The 25,885-nt window shown below is 74.2% G+C and carries 13 protein-coding genes; 1 reads left to right on the top strand and 12 read right to left on the bottom strand.

Going from position 1 to position 25,885, the window contains the following annotated elements; all coding sequences use genetic code 11:
- Positions 1 to 9: 9 nt before the first annotated feature.
- From AB0M95_RS20815 to AB0M95_RS20790, 6 genes are read right to left on the bottom strand one after another with little or no spacing between them, the layout of a single operon-like run.
- Entirely contained in the window at positions 10 to 852 is an 843-nt protein-coding gene (locus AB0M95_RS20815) for an alpha/beta fold hydrolase (RefSeq protein ID WP_363766905.1), read from the bottom strand.
- Positions 849 to 2,144, bottom strand: coding sequence for a cytochrome P450 (locus AB0M95_RS20810; RefSeq protein ID WP_363766902.1), 1,296 nt, complete (start codon positions 2,142 to 2,144; stop codon positions 849 to 851). The genes AB0M95_RS20815 and AB0M95_RS20810 overlap by 4 nt, the downstream gene beginning before the upstream one ends.
- Positions 2,141 to 4,165: a Gfo/Idh/MocA family oxidoreductase gene (locus AB0M95_RS20805; RefSeq protein ID WP_363766899.1), complete on the bottom strand. Its 2,025-nt coding sequence runs from the start codon at positions 4,163 to 4,165 to the stop codon at positions 2,141 to 2,143. The genes AB0M95_RS20810 and AB0M95_RS20805 overlap by 4 nt, the downstream gene beginning before the upstream one ends.
- A complete protein-coding gene (locus AB0M95_RS20800) occupies positions 4,162 to 5,301 on the bottom strand; it encodes a saccharopine dehydrogenase NADP-binding domain-containing protein (protein WP_363766896.1) in 1,140 nt (379 codons plus the stop codon). The genes AB0M95_RS20805 and AB0M95_RS20800 overlap by 4 nt, the downstream gene beginning before the upstream one ends.
- Positions 5,298 to 10,850, bottom strand: a complete 5,553-nt coding sequence (locus AB0M95_RS20795; protein WP_363766893.1) for an amino acid adenylation domain-containing protein — start codon at positions 10,848 to 10,850, stop codon at positions 5,298 to 5,300. The genes AB0M95_RS20800 and AB0M95_RS20795 overlap by 4 nt, the downstream gene beginning before the upstream one ends.
- Positions 10,847 to 17,587, bottom strand: a complete 6,741-nt coding sequence (locus tag AB0M95_RS20790; RefSeq protein ID WP_363766891.1) for an amino acid adenylation domain-containing protein — start codon at positions 17,585 to 17,587, stop codon at positions 10,847 to 10,849. Before AB0M95_RS20790 ends, AB0M95_RS20795 begins: the two co-directional genes overlap by 4 nt.
- Before the next feature lie 176 nt (positions 17,588 to 17,763).
- On the opposite strand from AB0M95_RS20790, the gene AB0M95_RS20785 reads away from it, so the two are divergent.
- Complete coding sequence (locus AB0M95_RS20785) at positions 17,764 to 19,422, top strand: (2,3-dihydroxybenzoyl)adenylate synthase (RefSeq protein WP_363766888.1); 1,659 nt, start codon at positions 17,764 to 17,766, stop codon at positions 19,420 to 19,422.
- A gap of 103 nt (positions 19,423 to 19,525) precedes the next feature.
- Here AB0M95_RS20785 and AB0M95_RS20780 read toward each other — a convergent pair whose 3' ends face one another.
- The 6 genes from AB0M95_RS20780 to AB0M95_RS20755 all read right to left on the bottom strand — a co-directional run bounded on the left by AB0M95_RS20780 (position 19,526) and on the right by AB0M95_RS20755 (position 25,850).
- Positions 19,526 to 21,019, bottom strand: coding sequence for an ATP-binding cassette domain-containing protein (locus tag AB0M95_RS20780; RefSeq protein ID WP_363766885.1), 1,494 nt, complete (start codon positions 21,017 to 21,019; stop codon positions 19,526 to 19,528).
- Complete coding sequence (locus AB0M95_RS20775) at positions 21,016 to 21,867, bottom strand: ABC transporter permease subunit (protein ID WP_363766882.1); 852 nt, start codon at positions 21,865 to 21,867, stop codon at positions 21,016 to 21,018. The genes AB0M95_RS20780 and AB0M95_RS20775 overlap by 4 nt, the downstream gene beginning before the upstream one ends.
- Entirely contained in the window at positions 21,864 to 22,817 is a 954-nt protein-coding gene (locus AB0M95_RS20770; RefSeq protein ID WP_363766879.1) for an ABC transporter permease, read from the bottom strand. Before AB0M95_RS20770 ends, AB0M95_RS20775 begins: the two co-directional genes overlap by 4 nt.
- Positions 22,814 to 24,403 (bottom strand): ABC transporter substrate-binding protein, encoded by a 1,590-nt coding sequence (locus tag AB0M95_RS20765; protein WP_363766876.1) that lies wholly within the window; start codon positions 24,401 to 24,403, stop codon positions 22,814 to 22,816. Before AB0M95_RS20765 ends, AB0M95_RS20770 begins: the two co-directional genes overlap by 4 nt.
- Before the next feature lie 86 nt (positions 24,404 to 24,489).
- On the bottom strand, positions 24,490 to 24,714 hold the full coding sequence (gene rpsR / locus AB0M95_RS20760; RefSeq protein ID WP_363766873.1) for a 30S ribosomal protein S18: 225 nt from the start codon (positions 24,712 to 24,714) through the stop codon (positions 24,490 to 24,492).
- Positions 24,711 to 25,850: a GTP-binding protein gene (locus AB0M95_RS20755; protein WP_363766870.1), complete on the bottom strand. Its 1,140-nt coding sequence runs from the start codon at positions 25,848 to 25,850 to the stop codon at positions 24,711 to 24,713. Before AB0M95_RS20755 ends, rpsR begins: the two co-directional genes overlap by 4 nt.
- Between the last annotated feature and the right edge of the window lie 35 nt (positions 25,851 to 25,885).

The following is a 25,885-nucleotide window of genomic DNA, read 5'->3' as shown; positions in this document are numbered from 1 at the left end:
GCCTGGCGGTCATGGGGTGCTCGGCCACTTCTGACCGCTCTCGGCCAGCGACGGATCCAGCCGCCGCAGCAGCGCCGCGACGACCTCCCGGCGCCGCCCGTTGAGGTAGAAGTGGCCGCCCGGGAAGGTGCGGACCTCGGTCCGGGCGGTGGTGAGGTCCGCCCAGCCGCCGGCGCCGCGGGCTGCGCTCCCAGGTGTCAGCTCCGGGTCGGACTCGCCCGTGAAGACCGCGACCGGGCAGCTCAGCGGCGCGCGGGGCGCCGGACGGTAGGTCTCGATGAGGCGGTAGTCATTGCGGATGTAGCCGAGCACCACCGGTCGCAGGCCGTCGTCCGCCAGCACTTCGAGGCTGGTGCCGCCGAGCCGCTCCAGCTCCCGGCACAGCACCGCGTCCGTCTGGCGGTGGACCTCTCCGGCCGTGGCGGTTCCCGGAGCCTCGCGACCCGAGACGAACAGCCAGAGCGGCCCGTGGGCGCCCCGGCGGCGCAGCTCGTGGGCCAGTTCCCAGGCGACGGCCGAGCCCATGCTGTGGCCGAACACGGCGTACGGCCGGTCGAGCGCCGGCACGAGGGCGTCGGCGATCTGCGTGACCAGTTCCTCCATGTCGTCCACCAGGGGGTCCTGGAAGCGGTCCTCCCGGCCCGGGTACTGGACGGCCAGGAGCTCGACCTCCGGCGGCAGCAGGGCCAACCAGGGACGGTAGGCGCTCGCGCCGCCCCCGGCGTGCGGCAGGCAGACCAGACGGAACCGGGCCGCCGGACGCGGGCTCCAGCATCTGATCCACGGGCTCGAACGCCATGACGAGCCGTACCCGCCGGCGGCGGGCACGGGCAGGGCGGGGTGCGCGCTCACCAGGTCACCGGCAGCCGTTCGATGCCGAAGGTCGCCGAGTCGTGCTTGAACTCGACCTCCTCGTACGGCACGGCCAGGCGCAGCGTCGGCACGCGGCGGATCAGCGTCTCCAGGGCCACCTCCAGCTCCAGCCGGGCAAGGTGCTGGCCGATGCACTGGTGCACGCCGTAGCCGAAGGCGACGTGATGGTTGTCCGGACGGTGGAAGTCGACGCGGTCCGGGTCGGGGAACTGCTCGGGGTCGTGGTTGGCGGCGGCGAGCAGGCCGATGACGCCGTCGTCGGCAGGCACCACGGTGCCGGAGATCTCGATGTCCTGGGCGGCGACCCGCAGCGGGATCGAATCGGCTATCGACATCACCCGCAGCAGTTCGTCCACGGCGGCGGGCATGAGCGAGGGGTCGGCCCGCAGCTCGTCCGCCAGATCCGGGCGCTGGATGAGCAGCAGGGCGCTCAGCGCGATCATGTTCGTGCTGGTCTCACGCCCGGCGTTGATGGTGATGCCCACGGTGGACAGAAGCTCCGGCAAGGTGACGTTGCCGGTCCGCAGATGGCCGGTGACGAGCTTGGACAGCAGGTCGTCGCCCGGCTCCTCCTGGCGCCGCGCCACCAGGTCGGAGATCAGGGCGAACAGTCCGCCGAGGGCCTCGGCGACCTGTTCGGCGGTGCTGGCGCGCGAACCGGAGACGCGGGTGACGTCACGGAAGAACTCCAGGTTCTCCTTGGGGATGCCGAGGAGTTCACAGATGACGGAGGTGGAGACCGCGTTCGCGTAGACGGGGACGAAGTCGACGGGCCCTCCGGACGCGAGCATGGAGTCCAGGAGGCCGTCCACGATGGCCTGGACGGCGGGCCGCATGGCGCGGATCCGGCGGACGGTGAACTCCGGGAGCAACATCCGGCGGTAACGGGTGTGCTCGGGGGCATCGGTGCGGATGAAGGGACGCAGCCTGGCCCCGACCTCCTGCTCGCCCTCGCCGAGGGCGGGGAAGTTGGGACGGCGGATGTCGGCGCTGATCCGCGGGTCGGCGAGCAGCTCGCGCACGTCCTCGTAGCGGGAGACCACCCAGGCCTCGCGTCCGGTGGGCAGGGTGACCCGGGCCACGGGCTCCTCGGTGCGCAGGCGGGCGTAGTCCTCGGGCGGGGAGAAGGGGCAGCCCCGGCGCATGGGGAACCCCTGGGGACGGGCGGCGTCCCACGCCGGGGCGGCCGCGGACCCGGCGGACCCGGCGGGCTCGCCGGGCTCGCTGGGCACGGGCACGGGTACGGCGGTGGGCGGGGTGGGCGGGTTCATCGGTCGTCCTTCGTCGTCGGAGAGGGTGAGCCGGCGGCCGGGCGGCGGGTCAGGATCGCCAGAGGCGGTGCGCCCGGCCGGGTGGGGAGCTCGTGCACCTGGAGCCCGGACTCCTCGGCCACCCGCCGCATCCCGAAGGGAATCCAGCGGTAGGAGTCGCGCACCTCGCGCACCGGCGTGTCGTGGCCGTCCCGGTAGACCCGCCAGGTGGTGTGCAGGCCCATCGCGCCCTCGGGGGCACCGTCGGGAGGGCCGTCGAAAGCGCCGTCGGGAGGGCCGTCGGGGGCGCCGGAGAACCACCACTCGTAACGGTGGCGGCCCGCCCGGGCGGTGGCCATCCGGGCTTCGGGAAGGACCAGCGGCGTTTCCAGGCCCATCAGCTCCACGATGACGACACCGCCGGGAGACAGGCGCGGCAGGATCCGCTCCCAGAGCCGCCGGCGCCGCTCTTCGTCCAGATGGCCGAGGACGCCGCACAGCAGGACGGCGCCGACCCGGTCGGGAAGGTCCAGCTCCGGGGCCGCATCGGCGGTGATCGTCACCTGCCGGCGAAGGTGCGGGTCGCTGAAGACGCGGCTGGTGAGCACGGCCCGCATGCCGGCGACCGGTTCGCAGGCCAGGATCTCCGCGTCGGGCCGGGCCCGGGCGACGGCCTCGGTCACCAGGCCGGTGCCGGCGCCGATGTCGACCACCGGCCCCTCGGAGAGGTCCACCTTGGCGAGCGCCTCGGTGATGGCGGGAATGCTCGCGGTGGCGGTGTGCCCGGCGGCGACGAGGTCGAAGAACTCGGCCGACGCCGCGTACGGCGCCGCCGCCTCCGCGGCGCCCGGGGGTTCCGGTGACGGCGCCGGTTCCCGCTCCTCGACGGCAACCGAAGGCTCCCGGGCTCCGCCGTCCGGCGACAGGTCGCGGAATACCTCGCGTACTCCGTCGTCCGGCGGCAGGTCGGCGAACACCTCGCGGGCGGGGAGCGGGCGCGGGGCGGGGGGCCGGACGATCTCCGGTGGTCCGAGCCGCGCGGCCAGGTCCGACCAGATGCGGCACACCGCCAGGTCGTACTGCGCCGCCCGCAGCGTGTCCCCGCCCTCCGTGACGGCGTCGCGCAGCCCGTCGAGCGCGCGGCCGATGGCACGCGGCCACATCTGGGCGAACACGTCGCGGAACGTCCCGGTGTGACCGGCGACCGTGGTGGTGGCGTGATCGAGGTCCCCGGTGCGGGGCCCGTCCAGGACGAACCGGTGGTCGGCGTCCCGGCCGACGTGCAGCCTCGGGCTCCACAGCAGCGGCCCGTGGGTGTCGGCGAGCGTGAGCACGCCCCCCTCGGTGCCGAGGGACACCCGGTGCCAGTGCAGGGCGTGGTTGTCGCGGTCCGCCGGATCCATCTGGTGGTGGACGCGCAAGGTGAGCGGCACGCCGCCGAGCAGTCCTTGAAGGACGCGGAACGGCTGCGAGCCGAGTTCCTCGGGCACGGCGGCCGGGGCGGCGAACCGCCACGGGCGCAGGGAGCCCACCGCCCGGCCGAGGATGTCCACCATCGGGTACATCAGGTGGATCGGGGTGGCGGCGTCCACGAACAGGGGTTTCTGGCGGGCGGCGAGCGCGCGGGCGGCCTCGATGAAGGACAGCACCGGCGCGACGTGCGGGTAGTGCGTGTTGAGCCGGTACTGCACCTTGTGGGCGCGGGCGAGCTTCAGGCATTCGGTCAGCTCGCCGAGGTGGACGGGGTGCTCCTGCAGGACGTGGACGCCCCGGCCGATCAGGGCCTTGGCCAGACCGGTCCCCTCGCCTCCCTGGATCGACGAGCCGACCACGACGCACGCCGCGTCGACGTCGTCCGGCAGCCGGTCGACGTCGGTGTAGTGCGGCACGCCGAGGCGCCGGGCGTGGTCGCGGGAGGCGGCGGAGCCCCGGCTGAGGATTCCGGCCAGGACGTATCCGGGGTGGTCGAGCACGGCCTGGATGTAGAAGCGGCCGAAGTTGGTGCCGCAGACGACCACGCGCAGGGGAGGCGGCCCGCTCACAGCACCCCTTCTTCCACCAGATCGTGCGACCCGCCGGACAGCTCGAACCGGTCGGCGGCCCCGCCGCTCCGGATCCGTCCGGCGACGACGCCGGGGTCGAGCACGTCGCAGGCGAAGTGCACGCCGGGCGGCACGGTTCCCCGCAGGACCGCGTCCACCGCCAGGGCGCCGACGGCCGCGGTGAGCCGGTAGCTGCTGGCGGTGCGCACGGTCAGGCGGCGCTCCGCGGGCTCCCCGCCCGCGGTGCCGGACATGCGGAAGTCGAGCACGTAGTACGGCGTGCGCCCGGCGAGGTCGAGCTCGGCGGCGAGGATCAGCCGCCGGGCGAGCCCGTCCATGTCCTCCCCGGCGGCGAGGCGGGCCGGCAGCAGGTTCAGCAGGGCGTACACCTGAGGGCCGGGGTGGACGTTGAACCAGTCCACCCGGTCCAGCCCGAGGCGCGCGGCGAGGCGTTCGGTCTCACCGCTGAGGTAGGGCTGGACGGCGACGCGGCCGGGGAAGCCGGGCGCCTCGGCGTCCTCGGCGGCCCGCAGCGCCCGGGAGGCCCGGCGCCCGGCGCGGACGGCGGCCAGCGGCTCTCCGTACGCGGCGCCGTCCGCGCCGCCGGAGGTGAGGGAGAGCATCAGGTCCACGGCCACGGTCGGGGAGCAGAACTCCAGCCCGCCGCAGTGGGCGGTCAGCGCGGAGACCTCGTCCAGGCCCTGCCGGGCGAGCCATCGGGGAAGGATGGAGGACAGCCCGGGCAGCGCCCCGGCGGACAGGACCACGATCTTGCCGTTCTCGGCGGGGTCGCCCGCGGCGAGGAGGTCCTCCGCCGCGGGGTCGTCGCCGGCGACGTCGACGCAGTGCGCTCCGGCGGCCAGCGCGGCGGAGGCCACGGTGGCCCTCAGCCGGTAGGTCGGGCCCGCGCAGTTGAGGACGACGTCGCATCCGCCGGCGAAGGCGGCCAGGCTCCGGGGGTCTTCCACGTCCGTCCGCACGACATCGCCGGCGGAGTCGTTCACCTCCCGCAGCGCGTCCACGCGGCGGCCACCGAGGCGCAGCGCGGTGTGGCCGAGGTCCCGGAGTTCGCGCACGGCGGCCCGGCCCACCGCTCCGGAGGCGCCCAGCACTCCTACGACACGCCGCCCCGTCATCGGATCACCGCCCCGCCGGTCAGCTCGCCGAGGATCTTCAGGATCGCGGGGGCGTGTTCGACCGACAGGCAGCTGAAGTGGTCGCCGCCGATGTCGATGATGTCCAGGTCGCCGAGGGTCAGCTCCTCCCAGTACTCGGTGACGGCGGCCTTGCTGCCGGGGAAGGGGTACGCCCCGTCGTGCCGGAGGAAGGTGATGTCGCCCGCATACGGCTCGGCGTTGTAGCGGGTGATGGCGAAGACGCTCTGGCGGAAGGCGGAGAACAGCCGGGTCATGTGGTCCGGCTCGTAGTTCCCGGCGGACGCGGGCACCGCGTCGCACATCCGGGCGATGCGGGTGGCGCGCGGCATGCGGGCGAGGGCACGGAACCGCTCGGCGACGTCGGAGAACTCACCGGTGAGGGCGGCGAGCCCGCCGTCGGGCATGACACCGGGGCTGCCGGCCAGGACGGCGTCCGCGGCGGCGGCCACCCGGTACTGGTCTCCGGGGAAACCCAGGTCGGCCGGGTCGATGCCCATCATGACGGCGAACGCGTACTCCGACAGCAGCTCGTCGTCGAGGCGGAATCGGGGGCTGTGGCTGCTGATGACCGTCAGGGTCTCCACCCGCGCGCCCGACTCGGCCAGGTTACGGGCGACCTCGGTCGCGATCAGGCCGCCGAGGCAGTAGCCGACGACGTGGAACCGTCCGCCGCCGCCCGCGTCGAGCGCGCGGGCGTAGTCGGCGGCGAGCCGCTCGATGAGCCCTTCCGGCGGGGCGGCCAGGTAGCCGTCGAGCTCGGGCACCTCCACACCCACGACATTCGCGACGCCCAGGGAGCGGCGCCTGATCTCGGTGATCAGCGCCCGGTAAGGCATGATCGTCCCGGTGCCCGCGTGGACCAGGACCGTGGTGGGTTCGTCGGCCGAGCGCGCGCCGTGCAGGTGGATGACCGGGTCGCGCGGCCCCTCGGACCGGGCGGCCGGCGTCTCGCCGGTCAGGCCGCGCAGGAACGCGGCGAGCCCGGCCACCGTGGGCCGTCTCAGCATGTGGCGCAGCACGAGCTCCCACTCGAGCTCGGCGGCCTGGGGGATCCGCTCCCGCAGCCGGCCGACCATGCGGGCGACGAGCAGGGAGTCCCCGCCCAGCGCGAAGAAGTCGTCGCCGCGGCCGACGTGCTCCGTCGCGAGCAGTTCCGCCCACAGCTCGGCGAGCCTGCTCTCCAGCTCGTCCATCGGCCGGTCGTCGGCGGGCGAGGCGGCCTGGGCGGTCTCGCGGGGCAGCCAGGAGCGCAGCAGCGCCCGGTCGGTCTTGCCGTTGGCGGTGCGGGGAAGCGCGTCGACGATCTGCCACACCGAGGGCGCCATGTACTCGGGCAGCCGGGTCGAGGCGCCGCGGGCGAGTTCGCCGATGGTCGTGTGGACGCGGTCGGTCTTCATCCGGGCGAGGAACAGCTCCTGGCCGGTCGCGGCCAGCGGGTCGCCCGGTTCGGGGAGTGTGAGGACGTCCGCGGCGCCGTGACGGGCCAGCACCTCTCGCCACTGGGAGGTGGTGAGGAAGGACTGCCCGGTGTGCGCGCGAAGGTCCGTCCAGGCGCGCCCGGCGACCTCCAGGAACTCCATGGACACCAGCAGCGGCGCGTGGTCGTCCTTGGTGTTCTCGACGAACACCAGATGGCCTCCGGGGACCAGCAGCTCACGCAGCCGGGACATCGCCGTCTCCGCGTCGGACGCCGCGTGGAGCGTGTTGGCGCACACCACGACGTCGAAGGAGTTCGGCACGAACCCCTGTGCGCGGATGTCCTCGTCGACGTCGAAGCGTTCGTAGCGCACCCAGGGGTGGTCGGCGAACCGTTCCCGCGCCTCGTTGAGGAAGAACGCGGAGGAGTCGGTGAACAGGTAGTCCACGCCGAACTCCGCGAGCGCCGGCACGAGCTCGCCGGTCGTGCCGCCGACGCCTCCGCCCACCTCCAGGACGCGCAGCCGCTCCTCCCCCGCGTGGCCCGCGGCGATCTCCCGGACGGCGGCCACGACGGCCTGGTTGAGGTGCCGGATGGCCAGGTTGTCGCGGTAGGCCGCGTCGGCCGCGTCCGTGCCGGCCCCGGGGAAGAGCAGCGCGCGGATGTCGACGTCGCCGGCCACCAGGTCGGCGAGCCGATCGGCGCAGGTGCGCATCACCTCCAGCAGTTCGGTGCTCCAGCCCACCTCGCGTTCCAGGTCGGCCGCCCGCTTCCAGGCGTCGTCCAGTTCCTCCGCCGAGGCGGCGCGCAGCAGGGTGAAGGTGCCGTTGTCTCCGTTGTCGGGCGCCATGCGGCCCCGTCCGGACAGCACGCGCAGCCAGCGGCGCACGACGTGCCGGTGACGGGGGGTGGAGCGCAGCGCCGCGCAGACCTCCTCGGCCGTGTGCGCGGCGCCGCCGGCGAACAGCCCGGCCTCGGTGAGCACCCGGCTCATCACCGACAGCGCGACCTCGTCGAGCGCCTCCAGGAATGCGGCCAGCCGCTCGGCGTCGACCTCCGCCGAGGCGTACCGTACGGCGCCGGCCGCGGCCTCGTGGACTCCGGCGGCGGCCCGGGACCCGGAGGCGCCGGGGTCGCGGCGCGCGGTCTCGACGAACGCCGCCAGGCGGCGTCCACCGTGCCGGCCCGACACGGCGGCCGAGTCGTCCACGACGACCGCCCCGGCGGCGACCGCCGGGTGCGCCTGCACGGCGGCCTCCACCTCGGCCAGTTCGATCCGGTAGCCGCGGATCTTCACCTGGGCGTCCTCGCGGCCCAGGAACTCGATGGTCCCGTCCGGAAGGTAACGTCCGAGGTCGCCGGTGCGGTAGATCCGCGCGCCGTCGGCCGGGTCGGTGACGAAGCGCTCGGCCGTACGGGCGTCGTCGTTGAGGTAGCCCATGGCCACCCCGGCGCCGCCGATGTACAGCTCTCCGGTGACCCAGTCGGGCCGGGGCCGCATGGCGTGGTCGAGCACGGCGAAGTACTGGTTCGTCAGGGGCTTGCCGTACGGGATGCTGGGCCTGGCGGTGTCCACCTCGCCGATCGGGTGGGCGATCGACCAGATGGAGCCTTCGGTGGCGCCGCCGAGGGAGACGACCCGCAGGCCGGGGAGGAGCGTGCGCGCCTCGTCGGGCAGCGCCACCGGGATCCAGTCCCCGGACAACATGGCCAGGCGCAGCGTCCGGCCGGCGCTCGGGGGCTCGGAGCGCAGCCAGTCGCAGAGCATCTGCATCTGGCCGGGCACCGAGTTCCAGACCGTGACACCCTGGCCGGAGATGAGCTCGGCCCAGTGGGAGGGGTCGCCGCGGCGTGCCGCGTCGGGCAGCACGAGGACGCCCCCGGCCGACAGCGGGCCGAAGATGTCGTAGACCGACAGGTCGAAGCCGAGGCCGGCGATGCCGAGCACGCGGTCGTCCCCGGTGACGCCGTATCGGCGGTTGATGTCCTCGACGGTGTTCAACGCGGCCCGGTGGCTGATCATCACGCCCTTCGGCGTGCCCGTGGAGCCGGAGGTGTAGATGACGTAGGCGAGATCGTCGGGCGCCACGCGGCGTGCGGGCAGATCATCGAGCAGGGCATCGGGCGGGGCGCCTTCCGGCAGCCCGTCCACGACGACGGCGGACACGCCCGCGGGCAGGTCGCCGATCTCGGCCAGCCACGACTGGGTGAGCGCGATCCGCACGGCGGCGTCGGCGAGGATGGCGTCGCGGCGGACCACGGGCTGCGCGGTGTCGACGGGCAGGTAGGCGCCCCCCGCCATCAGGGTGCCGAGGACGGCGACGATCTGTTCCCAGCCCTTGTCCATCCACACGGCCACCGGTTCGCCGGGGCGCAGGCCCGCGGCGGCCAGCCGGTCGGCGACCGCCGCCGCCCGACCGAGGAGCCGGCCGTAGGTCAGGGTGCGGTCCGGCGTCTCCACCGCGGTCGCGCCGGGGGCGGCGAGCGCCCGGGCGAGGAAGGCTTCGTGGAGCAGCCCGTCCGGCAGCGGGCCCTCGGTGGCGTTGACCTCGGCCCGCCGGGCGATCTGGGCCGGGGGCGGCTCGACGCGGGCCGGGGCCGTCCACGCGGCGAGCGCCTCGCCGCCCTCCGCGCCCAGAAGCTCCACCAGAGCGACGTAGCTGCCGAACATGTCCTCGGCGAGGCCCTCGGGCAGGACGCCGTCGCGGACGTCCCAGGACAGGACGAGGGCCTCTCCCCGCTCCATGACCTGGCAGTCCAGCCACACCTGCGGGGTCTGGGTGATCGCGTAGGAGACCTCCGGCCCTGTCCCGTCCGGCCCTGTCCCGTCCGGTACGGCCGTCCCGAGGGCGCTGGTGAACACGACGGGCATCAGCACCGGCGCGGCGGCGCGGCGGGACAGCTCGGCCAGCACGTCGGACCCGGTGAACAGGGTGTGCTCCAGGTCTTCGAGCAGGCGGGCGCTCACGGCCCGCACCCGCTCGGTGAAGCCGACGGGCTCGGTCAGGTCCACTTCGAGCAGTTCGAGCGTGGTGAAGTCGCCGACGATCCGGTCGATGTCCTCGTGCAGGGGCGGGCGGTCGACCGTCGGCACGTTGAGGGTGAACCTGGCGCCGCGCGACCAACGGCCGACGACCTCGGCGTACGCGGTGAGGAGCACCGTCGGCAGGGTCAGGCCGTGCTCGGCGGCGCGCCGGATCAGGCGTTCCCGGGCGGCCGGAGACAGCGACCGCTCCAGGCGGTGGAACGCGACGGGCCCGGCGGCGGGCCGCTCGCCGGCGGCCCAGGGCTCGGCGAGCGGCAGTTCCGGAGCGGGCGGGAGAGACTCCAGCCGCCCGGTCCAGTACTCGCGGTCGCGGGCGCAGGCGGGGGTGTCGGCCAGGGCCCGCCGGGCGAGCACCACGTCGCGAAAGGTCACCGCGAGCGGCGCCGGCTCGCCCGCGCTCCCCTCGTACAGGGCGTGGAACTCGGCCAGGAGGATCCGCACGCCGGCGTGGTCGACGGCGAGCATGTCGAACGACAGGTGCAGGACGGCCCCACCTGGTCCGCGCGTGATGTGCGCGTCGAAGAGCGGCCACCGGTCGGCCGGGCTCCGGCGCGTCGACATCCTGGCGCGGGTCTCCCGGCGGGCCGCCTCGGCCTCCGGCGCGCCGGCCGCGCGCGTGACGGTGACGGCCAGGCCGGGTACCTCGGGCAGGACCCGCTGGTAGCCGTCGGCGTGCACGACCGCGCGCAGCATGTCGTGTCGTGCGATGAGGCTGCGCCAGACCGCGGCGACGCGCTCCTCGTCGAGGTCGGGGTAGTCCAGCTCGACGTAGGCGTGGCAGGCGACGCCGCCGTAGGCGTAGGCGTCGGCGCGGCCGATCAGGTAGGCGGCCTGGACGCTGGTCAGGGGAAAGGCGTCGTGACGTGCGGCCTCGTCGTGGCGGAGCGTGGCGGCCTCCTCCGTCTCGGCCAGCTGGCGAAGGATCGCGTCCTTGTGCGCGCGCAGCTCCGCGCGCCGTTCCTCGGTCAGGTAGCCCTTCGGCGCGCGGAACCGCAGGTGGCCGTCCTGCGCCCACAGGTCGACGCCGTCACGTGCGTACCGGGCCAGCAGCTCGGTGATGGTCACAGCTCCCCGCTTTCGATCTCGGCCGCGTCGGCGGCCACGGTTCTGGTGATCTCGGCGCCCAGGGCGGCGATGGTCGGTGCCGCGAGGAACCTGCGTATCGGGACGCCGGCCCCGAACCGCCGTTCCACGGCGGTGAGAAGGCGGATCGCGGACAGGCTGTCCCCGCCGATGGTGAAGAAGTTGGCGTTCCGGTCCCGGGCCGCGCCGGGCAGCCGGGCCTCCCACAGCTCGGCCAGAGCGGTTTCGACCTCGCCCTGAGGAGCTTCGGCCGCAGTGGACCGCACCTCCCGCAGGGCCAGGGCGGTCAGGGCGGTGCGGTCGACCTTGCCATTGGCCGTCAGCGGCAGCGCGGGCAGCGTCAGCACCTGGGAGGGGACGGCGTACGCGGGCAGGCGCTCACCGAACCAGGCGTGCAGGCGGTCGGCGAGGACACCTGAGCCGGGCCCGTCCGGAGCACCGACCACAGCACCGTCCACAGCACCATTCACAGCACCGACCACAGCACCGTCCACGTCGTCGCGGACGACGGCGAAGGCGACCATCCGCCGGGCGGTGCGCTCGCCCACGGCCACCACGGCGGCGCGCGTGACGTGCGGGTGGGCCTCGGCGACCGCCTCGACCTCGCCGGCCTCGATCCGATGCCCGGCGATCTTGAGCTGGGTGTCCATCCGGCCGAGGAACTCGATGAGCCCGTCCGGGCGGTATCGGCCGAGGTCTCCCGTGCGGTACCAGCGCTCCCCGTCCCGCATGACGAACTTCTCCGCCGTTCGCGGCGGGTCGCCCTGGTATCCGTCGGCGAGTCCCGCACCGCCGATCCAGAGCTCCCCCGCCGTCCAGTCAGGGCAGTCGCGGCCGCCGCCGTCGACGACCCGGTAACGCTGACCTGTCAGCGGGCGCCCGTAGGGGATGGACGCCCAGCTCGGGTCCACCTCGTCCACGGTGAAGGTGTTGGACCAGATGGACGCCTCGGTCGCGCCTCCCATGGCGACGAAACGGCACTCGGGCGCGCGCTCGCGCAGCCTGCCCGGCAGGTCGAGGCCGATCCAGTCGCCGGAGATCAACGCGGCCCGCAGGCCGCGCAGGGCCCCGGTGGGGGCGTGTTCCTCGGCCTCCAGGAGGAGGTCGAGGAGCGCCGGCACGGTGTTCCACACCGTCACGCCGTGCCGGCGCACGAGCTCGGGCCATTTCGCGGGTTCGCGCCGCAGGTCGTCGCCGGGGATCAGCAGGGAGCCGCCCGCCGACAGCAGGCCGAAGACGTCGTAGACCGACAGGTCGAAGTCCAGCGCGGACAACGCGCACACCCGGTCGGCGGGGCCGACGCCGTGGCGCGCGTTGATGTCGGAGACGGTGTTCCAGGCCGCGGCGTGCGTGATCCGCACTCCCTTCGGCTCCCCGGTCGAGCCGGACGTGAAGATCACGTAGGCGAGCGTGTGGGCGGGCGGGCGCGCGGGGCCGTCCAGCGGGGAATGCTCCAGCGCCTCGCCGAGGGCCAGCACCCGGTGCCCGGCGGATCGCGGCGTGGCCTCCCCTGGCGAGGCCGGCCCGATGGTGAGGCGGATCCCCGCGGCGGCCCGCATCCTGTCGCGCCGCTCCGCGGGCTGGTCGAGGCCGATCGGCACGTAGGCCGCACCGGCCGCGAGGACGCCCAGCACCGCCATGACCTGGTCGGGCCCCTTGGGGAGCGCGACGGCGACCAGGTCGCCCTCGCGGACGCCGTGCGAGCGGAGGGCGGCGGCGACGCGCAGCGCCCCGTCCGCCAGCGCGCCGTACGACGTGGTGGCGCCGTCGGCGGTGACCAGGGCGACCCGCGTCGGCCTCAAGGCCGCGTGCGCGAAGAAGCCCTCGTGGAGCAGCCGCGGCGGGATGGGCATGCCCTGCTCTTCCAGAGCCGCCGCGGCGCGCCGTTCCCGCTGGGCCGCCGGAAGCAGGCCGGGAAGGGCCGCCGCCCAGTCGCCGTCGGCCAGGTGGTGGAGCAGCCGCGTGTGGGCGGCGAACATGGCGTCCAGCACGCCCTCGCCGAACACCTCCTCGACGGCGTCCCACGTGACGACCAGCTCGCCGGACTCCTCGGTGACCTGGTTGTCCAGGCAGACCTGGGGCGACTGGGAAATTCCCCATACCTTCCGCGGGAACCCCTTGGCGGGGTCGGCGAGTGCCGCGTCACCGACGCCGAGCGCGCTGGTGAACACCACCGGCGCGGCGGCGTCCACGGTGCCGGCGCGGCGGGCGAACTCCCGCAGCAGCCACGCGATCGGCACGTCCTGGTGGTCCAGGTCCTCGGCCTGCCGCCGCTGCAGGGCGGAGGCCGCCGCCGGCCAGCCGCCCTCGTCCCGGTGATAGGCGGCCGGCGACAGGGACGTGAAGTCGCCGAGCACGCGATGGACGTGCGGGTGCACGTCACGGCGGTTGAACAGCGTGAGGGTGACGGTGACCGACTCGGCGCCGCTCCAGGTCGTGAGGACCTCCCCGTACGCCGCGAGCAGGACGGTGGACGGAGTCAGGCCATGGCGCGCCGCCCGGTCCCTGACGCGCCCCCAGCGCGCCGCGTCGAGGCGCAGTCGCCTGCGGGTGAACCGGGGCGGTCCCAGCAGCGCCGGATCCCGGCTGAACGGCAGCGCGGGAGCGGGCGGCAACTCCTCCAGTCGTTTCTCCCAGTGGGACCGGGCCCGATCCACGGACGCCGGGTCGAGCGGGAGCTGGGTGAGGTAGTCGCGGAACGACAGGTCGATGGGGGGCAGCTCGGCCTGGGGATCGGCGTAGAGCGTGTTGAGCTCGGCGTAGAGGTTCGTGATGGACAGCGCGTCCAGCACGAGGTAGTCGAGACCGACGGCGACGCGGGTGCGGGCCTCACCCGCGGGCCCGGGGTAGCGGACGGCGGCGATGTCGAACAGCGGCCACCGCGCCGGGTCGCGCACCTGATGGGACATCCGTTCGCGCAGCGTCGCGAGGGCGTGGGCGGCTCCGGACGCGTCCGCCTCCTCGCACTCGATCACGAACGGGGGCACGGTCTCCAGCACGGTCTGCGTGCCGTCCTCGATGACGGCGCGCAGCATGTCGTGGCGGGTGACGAGGGCGCGCCAGGCCCGGCCGAGCCGTTCCACGTCGACGTCCGTGCCGTCGAACTCGCTGTAGTGCCAGGTCCCCACGCCGCCGAGGGCGAACCCGGGGTCGCGTCCGGTGTGATAGGCGGCCTGCACGTCGGTGAGCGGGAACGGGTCGTGGGCGTGACGGCGATCCGGGGTGACGACCGCCCGCGCGGCGTCGCCGGGCTCGCTCCCGTCCCGAAGGTGCGCGCAGAACTCGCGCAGGACGGGGTTGGCGAACAGCGTGGCCACGCGAGCGCCCGCGAGGCCGGCGACGCGCAGGCGGCCGATCACGCGGGTGGCGACCAGTGAGTCACCGCCGAGGGCGAAGAAGCCGTCGCCGCGTCCCACGTGGGGGACGTCCAGGAGCTCGCGCCACACCTGCGCGACCGCGGCCTCCACCGGTCCGGCCGGCTCCTCCGAGCGTGCGCTGCGATCCCGGGCGGCGGCCTCCAGGGCCCGCTGGACGGCCGCGCGGTCGAGCTTGCCGTTGGCGGTGAGCGGCATCGTGTCCAGCACCAGGACGCGATCGGGCAGCATGTGGGCGGGCAGCCGTTCCGCCGCCCGGTCGCGCAACGCCTCCGGGTCCAGCTCGCCGCCCACCGGCGACACCGCGACGGCGAGACGGCGGGCGGGCGTCTCCACGACGGCGGCCACGGCGTGCAGCACGCCGGGATGTTCCTCGAGCGCCGCCTCGACCTCGCCGAGCTCGATGCGGTGCCCGCCGATCTTCACCTGGTGGTCCGCGCGGCCGAGGAACTCCAGAACGCCGTCGGGCCGGTAACGGGCCAGGTCGCCGGTGCGGTACCAGCGTTCGCCGTCGTGCTCGACGAACCGGTCCGCGGTGCGCTCCGGATCGCCCCGGTACCCGGTGGCGACGCCGCGACCGCCGAACCACAGCTCCCCCGGCACGTGGTCGGGGCAGTCCCGGCCTCGTCCGTCCACGACACGGGCCAGCATGTCGCGCAACGGCACGCCGTATGGGATGGACCGCCACGAGGGGTCGACCCGCGTCACCTCGAAGACCGTGGAGTGGACGGCGGCCTCGGTCACGCCCCCGAGCGCCACGAACCGGCAGCCGGGGACGAGCGCCCGCAGCCGGGCCGGCTGGTCGAGCCCGACCCAGTCGCCGCCGAGCAGGACCAGGCGCGGCGTGTCACCGAGCCCGGGGCCGGCGGCGGCCGCGAGGAGCAGGTCCAGGAGTGCCGGCACGCACTGGACGATGGTGACGCCATGTTCGCGGACGAGATGGGCCCAGTGATGGGCGTCGCGCCGGTACTCCTGGCCGACGGCGACCACCCGCCCGCCGGCCGACAGCGGCGCGAAGATGTCGTAGGCCGCCAGGTCGAAGTCGAGGGCCGAGATCGCGAGCGTGCCGTCGCCGGGGCCGAGATCGAACTGGGCGCCCATCGCCTCGACCGTGTTGACGATGGCGCGGTGCGGGACCTCCACCCCCTTGGGGGTGCCGGTCGACCCCGAGGTGAACAGCAGGTAGGCGGGGCTGTCCGGCCCCGGACGCGCGACGCTCGCGGGAGCCTCGGCCTCCGCGTCGGCGAGCCGGACGACGGTGAGCCCGGGCACGTCCGCCGACAGGTGCGCGTGAGCGTCGTCGGTGATGATGACGGACGCGCCGGCCACCTCGTGGATGCGGGCCCGGCGGACGGCCGGCTGCTCGACGCCGATGGGCGCGTAGGCGGCGCCCGCGGCGAGCACGCCGAGGACGGCGGTGATCTGGTCGGCCCCCTTGGGCAGGGTGACCGTCACGATGTCGCCGTCCCGCACACCGTGTCGGCGCAGCAGGGCGGCCATCTTGCGCGCCGAGGTGGACAGCTCGCCGTAGGTCATCGTGGAGCCGTCCTCCCGCACGACGGCGATCCTGGTGGGGTGCTCGTCGGCCAGCCGGAAGAACGGGACGTGCACGGCATGGCCCGGCGGCGGAGACGGCGGCAGCGCGGCGACGGCGCGGACCGCCGGCAGGCGATCGGCCGGCATCGGCTCGAACGGCCGCAGCCAGGCCTCGCCGGTGGTGACGAGGTCGGTGACCAGGCGGCGGTAGGCGTCGAAGGCCGCGTCCGGCACGCCGGAGGCGAGAACGCCGTCGCGGACGTCCCAGTTGAGCAGGAGGCCGCCGTCGAGCTCGGTCACCTGGGCGTCGAGGAAGACCTGAGGCCCCTGGGAGATGATCCAGACGGGGCGGCCGAAGCTCGCCTGCACGTCGGGGGCGAAGATCTCGCCCAGGCCGATGGCGCTGGTGTAGACGACGGACGCGAGCACCGGGCCGCCTTCGGCGCGGGCGAGGTCGCGCAGCACCTCGACGCCGCCGTAGGCGCCGTGGGAGATCGCCTCGCGCAGGCCGCCCTGGAGCCGCAGGGCCTGCTCGGCGAAGGGCAGCGCGGCGCGCAGGTCGGCGTCGAGCAGGATGGAACCGCTGAAGTCGCCGACGAGTCCGGCCACATCCGGGGTGAACATCTCCCGGTCGAACAGCGGGAGATTGAGCAGGAAGCGCTGGGTGTCGCTCCAGGCGGCGATGACCTCGGCGAACGCGGTGGCCAGCACCGCGGCCGGGGTGATGCCCCGTTCCCGCGCCCGGGAGTAGAGCGCGGCCTTGGCGTCGGGGTCGAGCCAGTAGTGCAGCCGCCGCGAGTGGGTGAGCACGGAGTCGGCGGCCGACACCGGCCGCAGCGGGTCGACGGTCGTCGGCAGCCGGGGCGCCCGCGGAAGCTCGGGAAGCAGCTCCCGCCACCATCGGGCGGCGCGCTCGCGTTCGCCGCCCCGCCTCCGGGGGCGTTCGGCGAGGTATCGCCGGTAGTCGAGGCTCAGGGCGGGCAGCGGCTCGCCGGGGTTCTCGTAGAGCCGGCGCAGGTCCGCGAGCAGAACGCGCAGGCTCATGGCGTCCCCGGCCATCATGTCCAGGTCGAGCTGGAGCCGGGTGCGCCCGCCGGGCAGCAGGCACAGGGAGACCTGGAACACCTGTCCGGCGGCGATGTCGAGCCGGCCGTGGGTCTGCCGCTCGCGCAGGCTTTCCAGCGTCCGCGCCACGTCGTCCGGCTCCTGATCCCGCAGGTCGTGGACCATGAGGCCGCCCGTGGCGTCGCCGACGTGCTGACGGCCGTCGTCGTCGAACCGGGCCCGCAGCATGCCGTGGCGTTCGGTCAGGGCCCGCAGGGCGACGCCGAGCCGTCCGGGGTCGACGCCCGCGCCGTCGAGTTCGACGTAGAAGTGGGCGGCGACCCCGCCGAGGGGCTGACCGTCCTGCCGGCCGATCCAGTAGGCGTGCTGCATGGTCGCCAGAGGGAACGGCGTCTTCTCGTCGTCCTCGGAGGCCGGCTCGGCGGCGGGCGCCGGAACGGGCCCAGGTGATTCGGGCCGCGGCGATCTCCGCCTCAGCAGGGCCGACCAGGCGCTGAGCGTCGGTTCCTCGACCAGGTCCTGGAAGGTGACGGCGCTGCCCTCGCTGCGCCAGGCGCCGACGAGCCCCATCAGGGCGAGGGAGTCGAGGCCGATCTCGAAGAGGTCGCGCTCCTCACCGATCTCCTCCGCGGGCAGTTTCAGCGCCTCGGCCACCGCGGCGCGCACGTCGTCCACTGCTCCGGTGGGTGGTGGCGACTCGGGATGGTCCGGCGCGTACTCGATGACGGACTGCTCGTCACTCACGGATGAACACCCCTCGGGTCGGGCTCTCGGATTTGCGCGGGTTCTCGCCGGTACGGCCATCCGGGACGGACATCCAGCGCCATAGTAAGGAAAATGGTTATCATTTTCGTCGCCCGATCTTAGACACAAAACCCGAGCACGCGCCACAACGGATCAGAACTCGAGAAGGGATCACCATGACGACAACCCACCCGGGCTGGCCCGGCGACGCCGCGGAGCGGTACCGCGCCGCCGGCCACTGGACCGGCCGTACGTTCGGCGACCTGCTGGACATATGGGCCGCGGACCGTCCGCTGAGGACCGCCCTCGTCGACGGTGACCGCTGCTGGACCTACTCCCGTCTCCAGGCGGACGTGGACCGGCTCGCGGCGGGATTGCGGCGGCTGGGGCTGCGTCAGGGTGATCGAGTGGTCGTCCAGCTCCCCAACCGCGCGGAGTTCGTCCTGCTCTGGTTCGCCCTGCAGAGGATCGGCGCCGTGCCGGTGCACGCCATGCCGGGACACCGCCGCACCGAGATCGGCCATCTGCTGCACGTCTCCGGCGCGACGGTCTGCGTCATCCCCGACAGGCACGCCCGCTTCGACTACCGGAAGATGCTCCTGGAGGTCCTCGCCGGGCAGCCGGGCGGCGGCACGCTACGGCGGGCGATCGTGCTCGGCGATCCCGGGAACCATCCGCTGTTCACCGCGTTCGGCGACCTCCTGGCCGGCACCGCGGACGGTCTCGCCCATGGCTCCGCGGACGTGCCGCGGGATCGGCCCCAGGGCGGGCCGGCCGCGGGTGACCTGGCCCTGCTCCTGCACTCCGGAGGCACCACGGGTCTGCCCAAGCTCATCCCGCGCACGCACGACGACTACGCCTACAACGCCCGTGCCGCGGCCGAGATCTGCGGTCTCGGCGACGACTCGGTCTACCTCGCCGTCCTGCCGATCGCCTTCAACTTCACCCTGGCCTGCCCGGGCGTGCTCGGCACGCTCACCGCCGGAGGCACGGTCGTGGTGTCGCCCGACCCGAGCCCGCAGACCGCCTTCCCTCTCATCGAGCGTGAGCGCGTGACCATCACCTCGCTCACCCCGCCCCTGGTCCCGCACTGGATGGACGAGGCCGCGTCCACCGGCGCGGACCTGAGCAGCCTGAAGGTGCTCCAGGTCGGCGGGGCGCGGCTCCCCGACGACGTCGCCCGCGCCCTCGGTCCCGCGCTCGGCGTGACGGTCCAGCAGGTCTTCGGCATGGCCGAGGGGCTGATCAACCTCACCCGGCTGGACGACCCCGAGGACCTCGTCTGCACCACCCAGGGCCGCCCGATCTCCCCGGACGACGAGATCCTCGTCGTCGACTCCGGCGGCGCCCCGGTGCCGGACGGCGTCGCGGGCGAGTTGCTCACCCGCGGCCCGTACACCCCGCGCGGCTACTACCGGGCCGAGGCGCACAACCGCGTCGCCTTCACCGCGGACGGCTTCTACCGCACCGGAGACGTCGTACGCGTGCTCCCCTCGGGGCATCTCGTCGTCGTCGGCCGGGTCAAGGACCAGATCAACCGCGGCGGCGAGAAGATCGCGGCGGCCGAGGTGGAGGAGCACCTGCTCGCCCACCCCGCGATCGCGTCCGCGGCCCTGGTGGGGGCTCCGGACGAGCGGTGGGGTGAGCGGTCCGTGGCGTTCCTGGTCTCCTCGGGAGATCTTCCTGGCACGCGTGAGCTCGCCGCCTTCCTCAAGGAGCGGGGCCTGGCGGGCTACAAGAGCCCCGACCAGGTGGTGGAGGTCGCGGCCATGCCGCTGACACCCGTCGGCAAGATCGACAAGCAGGCCCTGGCCGAGATGGTCCCTCCGATGTGAGGCACCCGCAGGGGGCCGGGAGGAGGCGACCACCACGCGTCCTCCCGGCCCCGTTCATTCCGCCGGGTCCGCCGCCGGACGCAGGAGTGGAACACGGAACGGGTCATCGGCCGGGGCTCGGCGAAGCCCGCACCAGGCCCGGCACGCCCGCCTCGGCGATCCGGCCGCCGTCGAGCGCGACGACCTGGTCGGCGTACCGCGCCGCCGCGGCCGGGTCGTGCGTCACCAGGAGCACGGTCAGGCCCAGCGTCCGGCGCAGCGAGGTCAGGAGGTCGAGGACGCCGTCGCCGATCTCCCGGTCCAGCGCGGAGGTGATCTCGTCGCAGACCAGCACGCGGGGTGCGCCCGCCAGCGCGCGGGCGAGGTTGACCCGCTGCCGCTCGCCTCCGGACAGCTCCCCCGGCCGCCGCGCGAGGAAACCCGGAGCCAGGCCGACGAGCCCGAGCGTCCGCTCCGCCTCGGCGGCGGCGTCCCGCGCGGGCATGCCGCGCAGGCCCCTGAGCGGCCGGAGCAGAGCCGTCCGCACGGTTTCGCGCGGATTCAGCGCGCCGACGGAATCCTGAGCCACGTACTGCACCGCTCGACCGCGCCCCCGGGCGTGCGGCGTCTCCGCCTCCCTCCACGAGACCGTGCCTCCCGCGATCGGGTGCAGCCCGGCCAGGCAGCGGGCCAGCGTGGTCTTGCCGGAGCCGGACGGCCCGACCAGCGCGGTGCACGTGCCACCGGGGACGGTCAGCGAGACGTCCCGGAGGACCGTAGTGCGGCCGTGCCGCGCGGACAGGCCGCGCACCTCGAGCACGCCGGCTCCAGCGGCGCCCGCCCGGCGGGTCGCGGCGCGCGCGTGGTCCGCCTCCGGCGTGACGCGCGCGGGGAGCACCTCGGCCGGCGACCCGGACGCGACGATCCGTCCGTCCTCCAGCCGGACCACCTCGTCGGCCAGGTCCGCCACCAAGCCGGGATCATGGCTGACGAGCACCATCGCGCGGCCGGCGCGCCGCAGCGAGGCGGCCACGAGTTCCCGCATCTGGCGGGCCAGCGGGACGTCCAGTCCGCTGGTCGGCTCATCCAGCACCAGGAGCCGCGGCGCGCCGGCGAGGGCGGCGGCGAGGGCCACCCGCTGCGCCTGCCCGCCGGAGACCTGATGGGGACGGCGCCGCAGGAACGCCCGGTCGGTCGGCAGCCGCACCGACGCCAGGAGTTCGCGGACCTGCCCGACGACGTCCGCCGTCCCCGGGGAGCGGACCCGGACCGCCTCCGCCACCTGTGCGCCGATCCGCAGGGCGGGATTGAGCGAGGCCGCCGGGTCCTGCCCCATGTACGACACCACCCGGCCGCGTAGCAGGCGCGGCGCCCGCGGGTCGAACGGATCGAGCCCCGCCACCCGCACCGTGCCGGACCGGCGCTCAAGACCGGGCCGCACGCGGCCGAGCAGGCTCAGCGCCAGGCTGCTCTTGCCGGAGCCGGACCGCCCGACCACGCCCAGGACCCGTCCAGGTGCCAGAGTGAGCGTCGCCTCCCGGAGCACGGGCCGGCCGCCGCCGACCGGGCCGAGCGTCAGCCCCGCCACGCGCAGGAGGTCTTCGGCGTCCCCGCTCACCGCCGGCCGCCCGACGCGATGCCGGCGAACCGGTCGGCGAGCAGGCCGACGCACACCGACAGCAGCACGAGGAGCAGCGTCGGCGCGAGGAAGGGCGCGGCGGACAGGGAGGCACCGGAGAGGTTCTCGCTGACCATGCGCCCCCAGTTCGCAGTCGGCGCCCCGCGGCCGAGGCCGAGGAAGCCGGCCGTCGCCGTGAGGTGGAGGGCCGCGACCAGGCGCAGCGCCGCGTCCGCGAGGGCCGGTCCGGCGATGTTGGGCAGGACGTCATGGAGCAGCACGGCCCACCTGCCGTCTCCGCGGGCCAGCGCCGCCTCGGCGTAACCGGTGGTCGCGATCCGGCGGGTCGCCGCGCCCAGCACTCGCACCGAGAACGGGGCGGTGGCGAGCGCGACGGCGGCCACCACGGCCAGGTCGCTGCCGGGGAAGCCGGCGGCGAGCACGAGGATGAGCAGCAGCGCGGGAAGCACCGTCAGCATGTCCACGAGCCGCGACACGACCTCGCCGGTGCGGCGGGACGCGAGCCCGGCCAGCACGCCCGCGGCCATTCCCACGACCGTCGCCACGACGGTCGCGCCGATCGCGGTGAGGACGAGCGTCCGGCCTCCCCACAGCACGCGGCTCAGCACGTCACGTCCGAGGAAGTCGGTGCCCAGTGGGTGCCGGCCGCCGGGGCCCTGAAAGGGAAGTCCGAGCCGCTCGGCCGGACCGTACGGCGCGATCAGGGGTCCGGCCAGGGCGATCGCGACGACCACGAGTGTCCCGGCCGCGGCGAGCAGCGGCGGACGCCGGCCCGGCCGCGCCCGCGGACCGCCGGGCCGGACCCGCGCCTCCAGGTTGGCCGTCACCGCCGCTCCCCCCGCATCGGGTCGAGCGACCGCCCGCAGACGTCCCCCAGCAGGAGGATCAGCAGCATCATCGCGGCCGACGCCATCGCGATGCCCTGCACCATGGGGATGTCCCGGGCGGCGACGGCCTGTTCGAGCTCCCTGCCGATCCCCGGATAGTCGAAGACGGTTTCCACCACCACGGCGCCGCCCACCAGCGCGCCCGCGGCGAGCATGAGCGCCTGGACGGCGGGGCCGGCGGCGTTGGGCAGGACGTGACGCAGCGCCAGGCGCGGGCCGCGCACGCCGTTGAGCCGGGCCGCCTCCACGTACGGGGACGCGACGACGTCCGCCACCGACGCCCGGATCAGGCGGGTGGCGGTCGCCGTCACGACCCCGGTGAGGGTGAGGACGGGCAGCACCAGGGTCCGCGGGGCGTCGAAGGGCCCGCCGCCGAGCGGCACGAGCGAGACCCGGGGAAGCAGCCCGAGGCGCACCGACAGCACGGTGATCAGCAGTGCCGCCGACACGAACTCCGGAACCCCCGCCGCCACCTGTGCCGAGGTGGTGACCAACCGGTCGGCGGCGCCGCCCGCCCGCAGCCCGGACCACAGCCCGAGCAGCACCGCCGCCGGCGCGGCGACGACGAGGGTCAGGCCGGCGAGGATCACGCTGTTGGGGAGGCGGTCGGCCAGCACCTGGGCGACCGGCCGGTTCCCGACGAACCCGGTGCCCAGATCGCCGCGCAGCGCGTGGGACGCCCACGCGGCGTACCTTTCGACCACCGGCCGGTCCAGGCCGAGGCTCGCCCGCACGCGGGCCCGGTCCTCCGCGGACGCGTTCACCCCCGCGACGGCGCTCACCGCGTCCCCCGGCAGCACCGCCGTGGCGGCGAAGACGACGCCCGACAGCACGGCGAGGGACGCGGCCGCGAGCGCGAGACGGCGGCCCACGAAGACCGCCCAGCTCACGGCAGAGCCGCCCGGGAAAAGCCGGGGAACTGCTCGAACAGGTCGTCCTGGATACCGGTCAGCCCCTTCACCTGGGCGTTGACGTAAGGCTTGAAGACCGGCACCACGGTGTTGCCGCCCTCCCACAGCTTCTTCTGCGCCTCGCCACCGGTCTTCTTCGCCTCCGCCGGATCGCTCTGCGCGCGGGCCTCGGACACGAGCGCGTCGACGTCCGGGCGCTTCCAGCCGAAGGCTGCGGGAGTGCCCCCGGCCGTGGTGATCTGGTAGGTCGAAAGGGCGGGGACCGGCACCTGGTAGGACGCCGCCAGCGGCAACCGCGCGTAGGACGCGAAGTCGGCGAAGAGCTGCCCGGGCGGCAGTTCCTTGAGCGTGGCCTTCACCCCGATCTTCTTGAGGTCCTCGACGTAGAGCGTCGCCACCTCCACCATGCCGGGGGTCTCCGGGCCGGTGGTCAGCACGACCTCCATGCCCTCGGCACCCGCCTCCTTCAGCAGGGCGCGGGCCCGGTCCGGGTCGTGCGCGCGCTGCGAAAGACCCTCGGCGTAGTCGGGGAAACCCAGCGCGGGCAGGTCGTTGCCCACGGTGGCGTTGCCGTAGAACACCGTCCGCACCATGGCCTCACGGTCGGCGGCGAGCTTGAACGCCTCGCGGACCCGCTGGTCGTCGAACGGCTTGACGTTCATGTTCATGCGGAAGGACAGGCCCACCAGGTAGGGGCTCTTGGACGGCACGACGTCGATCGCGCTGTTGCCGGACAACGTGTGCGCGGTGACGGGGGCCAGATCGTGCACGAAATCGACCTCGCCGCTGGTCAGCGCGCCCGCCCGGGCATCGGAGTCCGCGATCGAGCGCAGTTCCAGCCCGTCGAGGCGAGGGGCGGGGCCGTAGTAGTCGTCGTTCCGCGTGAACGCGGCGCCCTGCCCCGCGGTGAAGGCGGTGAGCTTGAAGGGCCCGCAGCTCGGCATTCCGATCGAGAACTGCTTCGTCCCCTCCTTGACCACGAGGAAGTTGCCCTGGCACAGGATCATGCGCCCGTCCGCGATCGGGCGGATGGCCGGCAGCACCACCTTCAGGTCGCCGTCCGCCTTGGCCTTGGCGAGGTCGAAGTTGGCCGCGGCCATCCGGAAGACCGGCAGCTTGCTCGCGGACGCGAGCGTCGTCAGGGAGTACAGCACGTCGGCGGACGTCAGCGTGGACCCGTCGGTGAACCGCACCCCGGGCCGCAGGTGCAGCGTGTAGGTGCCCAGGTCCTGCGACACGTCGATGCCTTGGAGCACCCCGTAGCGCACGCCGTCCGCGGCGCCGGGGTCGAGATCTCCGAGACCGCCGTGCCACGCGCGGGCCCGCACCAGGTCGAGCGGGGTCGGCCCGTTGAAGAAGTCGAGAGTCTCGGACGCGCCTCCGCCGACGAAGGCCGCGCGCAACGTGCCACCGGCCCGGCGCGTCCCGGAGGAGGCGCCGGCGGACGGGGCGGCCACCGGTTCGCCGGAGCCGCAGGCGGAGATCAGGCCGCCTCCCGCGGCGATGGTCACGGCGGCCAGGGCCCCCTGGCGCATGAAGAGACGTCGGTTGAGAGGGCGAGACATGGTTCTCCTGTAGGCAGGCGCCCGGCTATGGGAAGTCCGGGCGGGGCGGGGGGACGCTCAAGGAGCGGAGGCTCGGCGGAGATCGATCACCGGGGACGAGACGAGTACGGGAGCAGGGCCATCTCCCGGGCGTTCTTGATGGCCTGGGCGAGCCGCCGCTGCTGCTGAACGGTCACGCCCGTCACGCGGCGACTGCGGATCTTGCCCCGGTCGGAGATGAACCTGCGCAGCAGATCGGTGTCCTTGTAGTCGATGTAGGTGACCCCGAGCAGCGGGTTGCTCTTCTTCCGGGGAGTACGGCGGGGCTTCACGCGATCTCCTTCATGTCGATGAGGTCGGCGAACGGGTCGGAGTAGGCGGCCCACTCCGCGGAGCCGGGCAGGGCGTCTCGTTCGGTGAGCAGGCAGGAGTCGAGCAGGGCGCAGATGTCCTCGCGGTCGAGGTCGGGCCCGGTGAAGACCAGGTGCTGGATCCGATCGCCGGTGACGGGGTTCCAGTCCAGGGCGGCGGCGGTGCGGCGTGCCGGAGAGGCCAGGTCCCAGGCGGCCTCGGGCAGCGCGGCCAGCCAAGGCCCGGCGTCCTCGACCGAGACGACGCCGGCCACGGCGTCCCAGGCCAGCATCCGCTCATGCCGGTTGGCCAGCCAGAACCGGCCACGGGAGCGGACGGAGCCGGTCACCAGCTCGTCGATCGCGTCGAACAGTCGTCCCGGGTGCAGCGGGCGCAGCCGGCGCCACACCACAGTGGTGATCTCGCCGGTCCGCGCCTCCCCGGGAAGCTGGGCGGTCGCCGGGTCCACTCGTTCGCCGAGTTCGTGCACGCACACAGTGGTGGAGGTCACCTCGGGCAGCGACGTGGAGAAGACCGGGGTGTGCGGAGCCAGGTGGCCGAGCACCGCGGCGGACAGCTCCATGTCCTCCTCGTCGTCACCGAGGAGGAAGAGCCCCGTGGCGTACTCCACCTGGCGGGCCAGCACCTCGGCGAGGTAGCGCTGGTCGCCGGCGGCGGCACGCTGCCCGGTCTCGGCCAGGGTCTCGCCGCGGCAGATGTCCACCGGCATCAGCGCGGCGTCGAGCGCGGTCAGCACGCCGGTCAGGGCCAGCAGGTCGGCCGCGTCCTCGTGGCCCACCGCCTCGGCCACCGGGCGTGGCTCGACCGAGTCCCACAGGTCGGCGATCAGCAGGGACGCCGTTTCCGCGTGCCGTATCAGCCAGGGGAGGAGGTCCTCGCGGACCGTGCAGGTGACGCAGCCGTGGGCCAGGCGCACCTCGGTCCGATCCAGGATGCCTGAGGCGTCGCGGGTGACCCGCTCGACCCGTCCGGCGGCGACGGCGGTCAGATCGTGGTGGATCGCGACGGCTCCCGGGTGTGCGCTGAGCAGCCGATCGACCACGGTCGCCCGGGCGTCGCCGTACAGGCCTGCCACGAGGACGACGGGCGTGGGCATGTGACCTCCCAAGGCCAAAACGAAAACGGTTGTCG

The sequence above is a fragment of the Sphaerisporangium sp. NPDC051017 genome (genome assembly GCF_040683095.1).
In the GTDB taxonomy this organism is placed as follows: domain Bacteria; phylum Actinomycetota; class Actinomycetes; order Streptosporangiales; family Streptosporangiaceae; genus Sphaerisporangium.
The sequence above is the reverse complement of the archived record's forward strand: the minus strand, read 5'-3'. Positions and strand labels throughout refer to the sequence as shown.

What these genes read in the sequence shown, in the direction of transcription:
- AB0M95_RS20810 (WP_363766902.1), bottom strand. Translation starts at nt 2,144, where the DNA reads ATGAACCCGCCCACCCCGCCCACCGCCGTACCCGTGCCCGTGCCCAGC.
- AB0M95_RS20800 (WP_363766896.1), bottom strand. Translation starts at nt 5,301, where the DNA reads ATGACGGGGCGGCGTGTCGTAGGAGTGCTGGGCGCCTCCGGAGCGGTG.
- AB0M95_RS20785 (WP_363766888.1), top strand. Translation starts at nt 17,764, where the DNA reads ATGACGACAACCCACCCGGGCTGGCCCGGCGACGCCGCGGAGCGGTAC.
- AB0M95_RS20765 (WP_363766876.1), bottom strand. Translation starts at nt 24,403, where the DNA reads ATGTCTCGCCCTCTCAACCGACGTCTCTTCATGCGCCAGGGGGCCCTG.
- AB0M95_RS20755 (WP_363766870.1), bottom strand. Translation starts at nt 25,850, where the DNA reads ATGCCCACGCCCGTCGTCCTCGTGGCAGGCCTGTACGGCGACGCCCGG.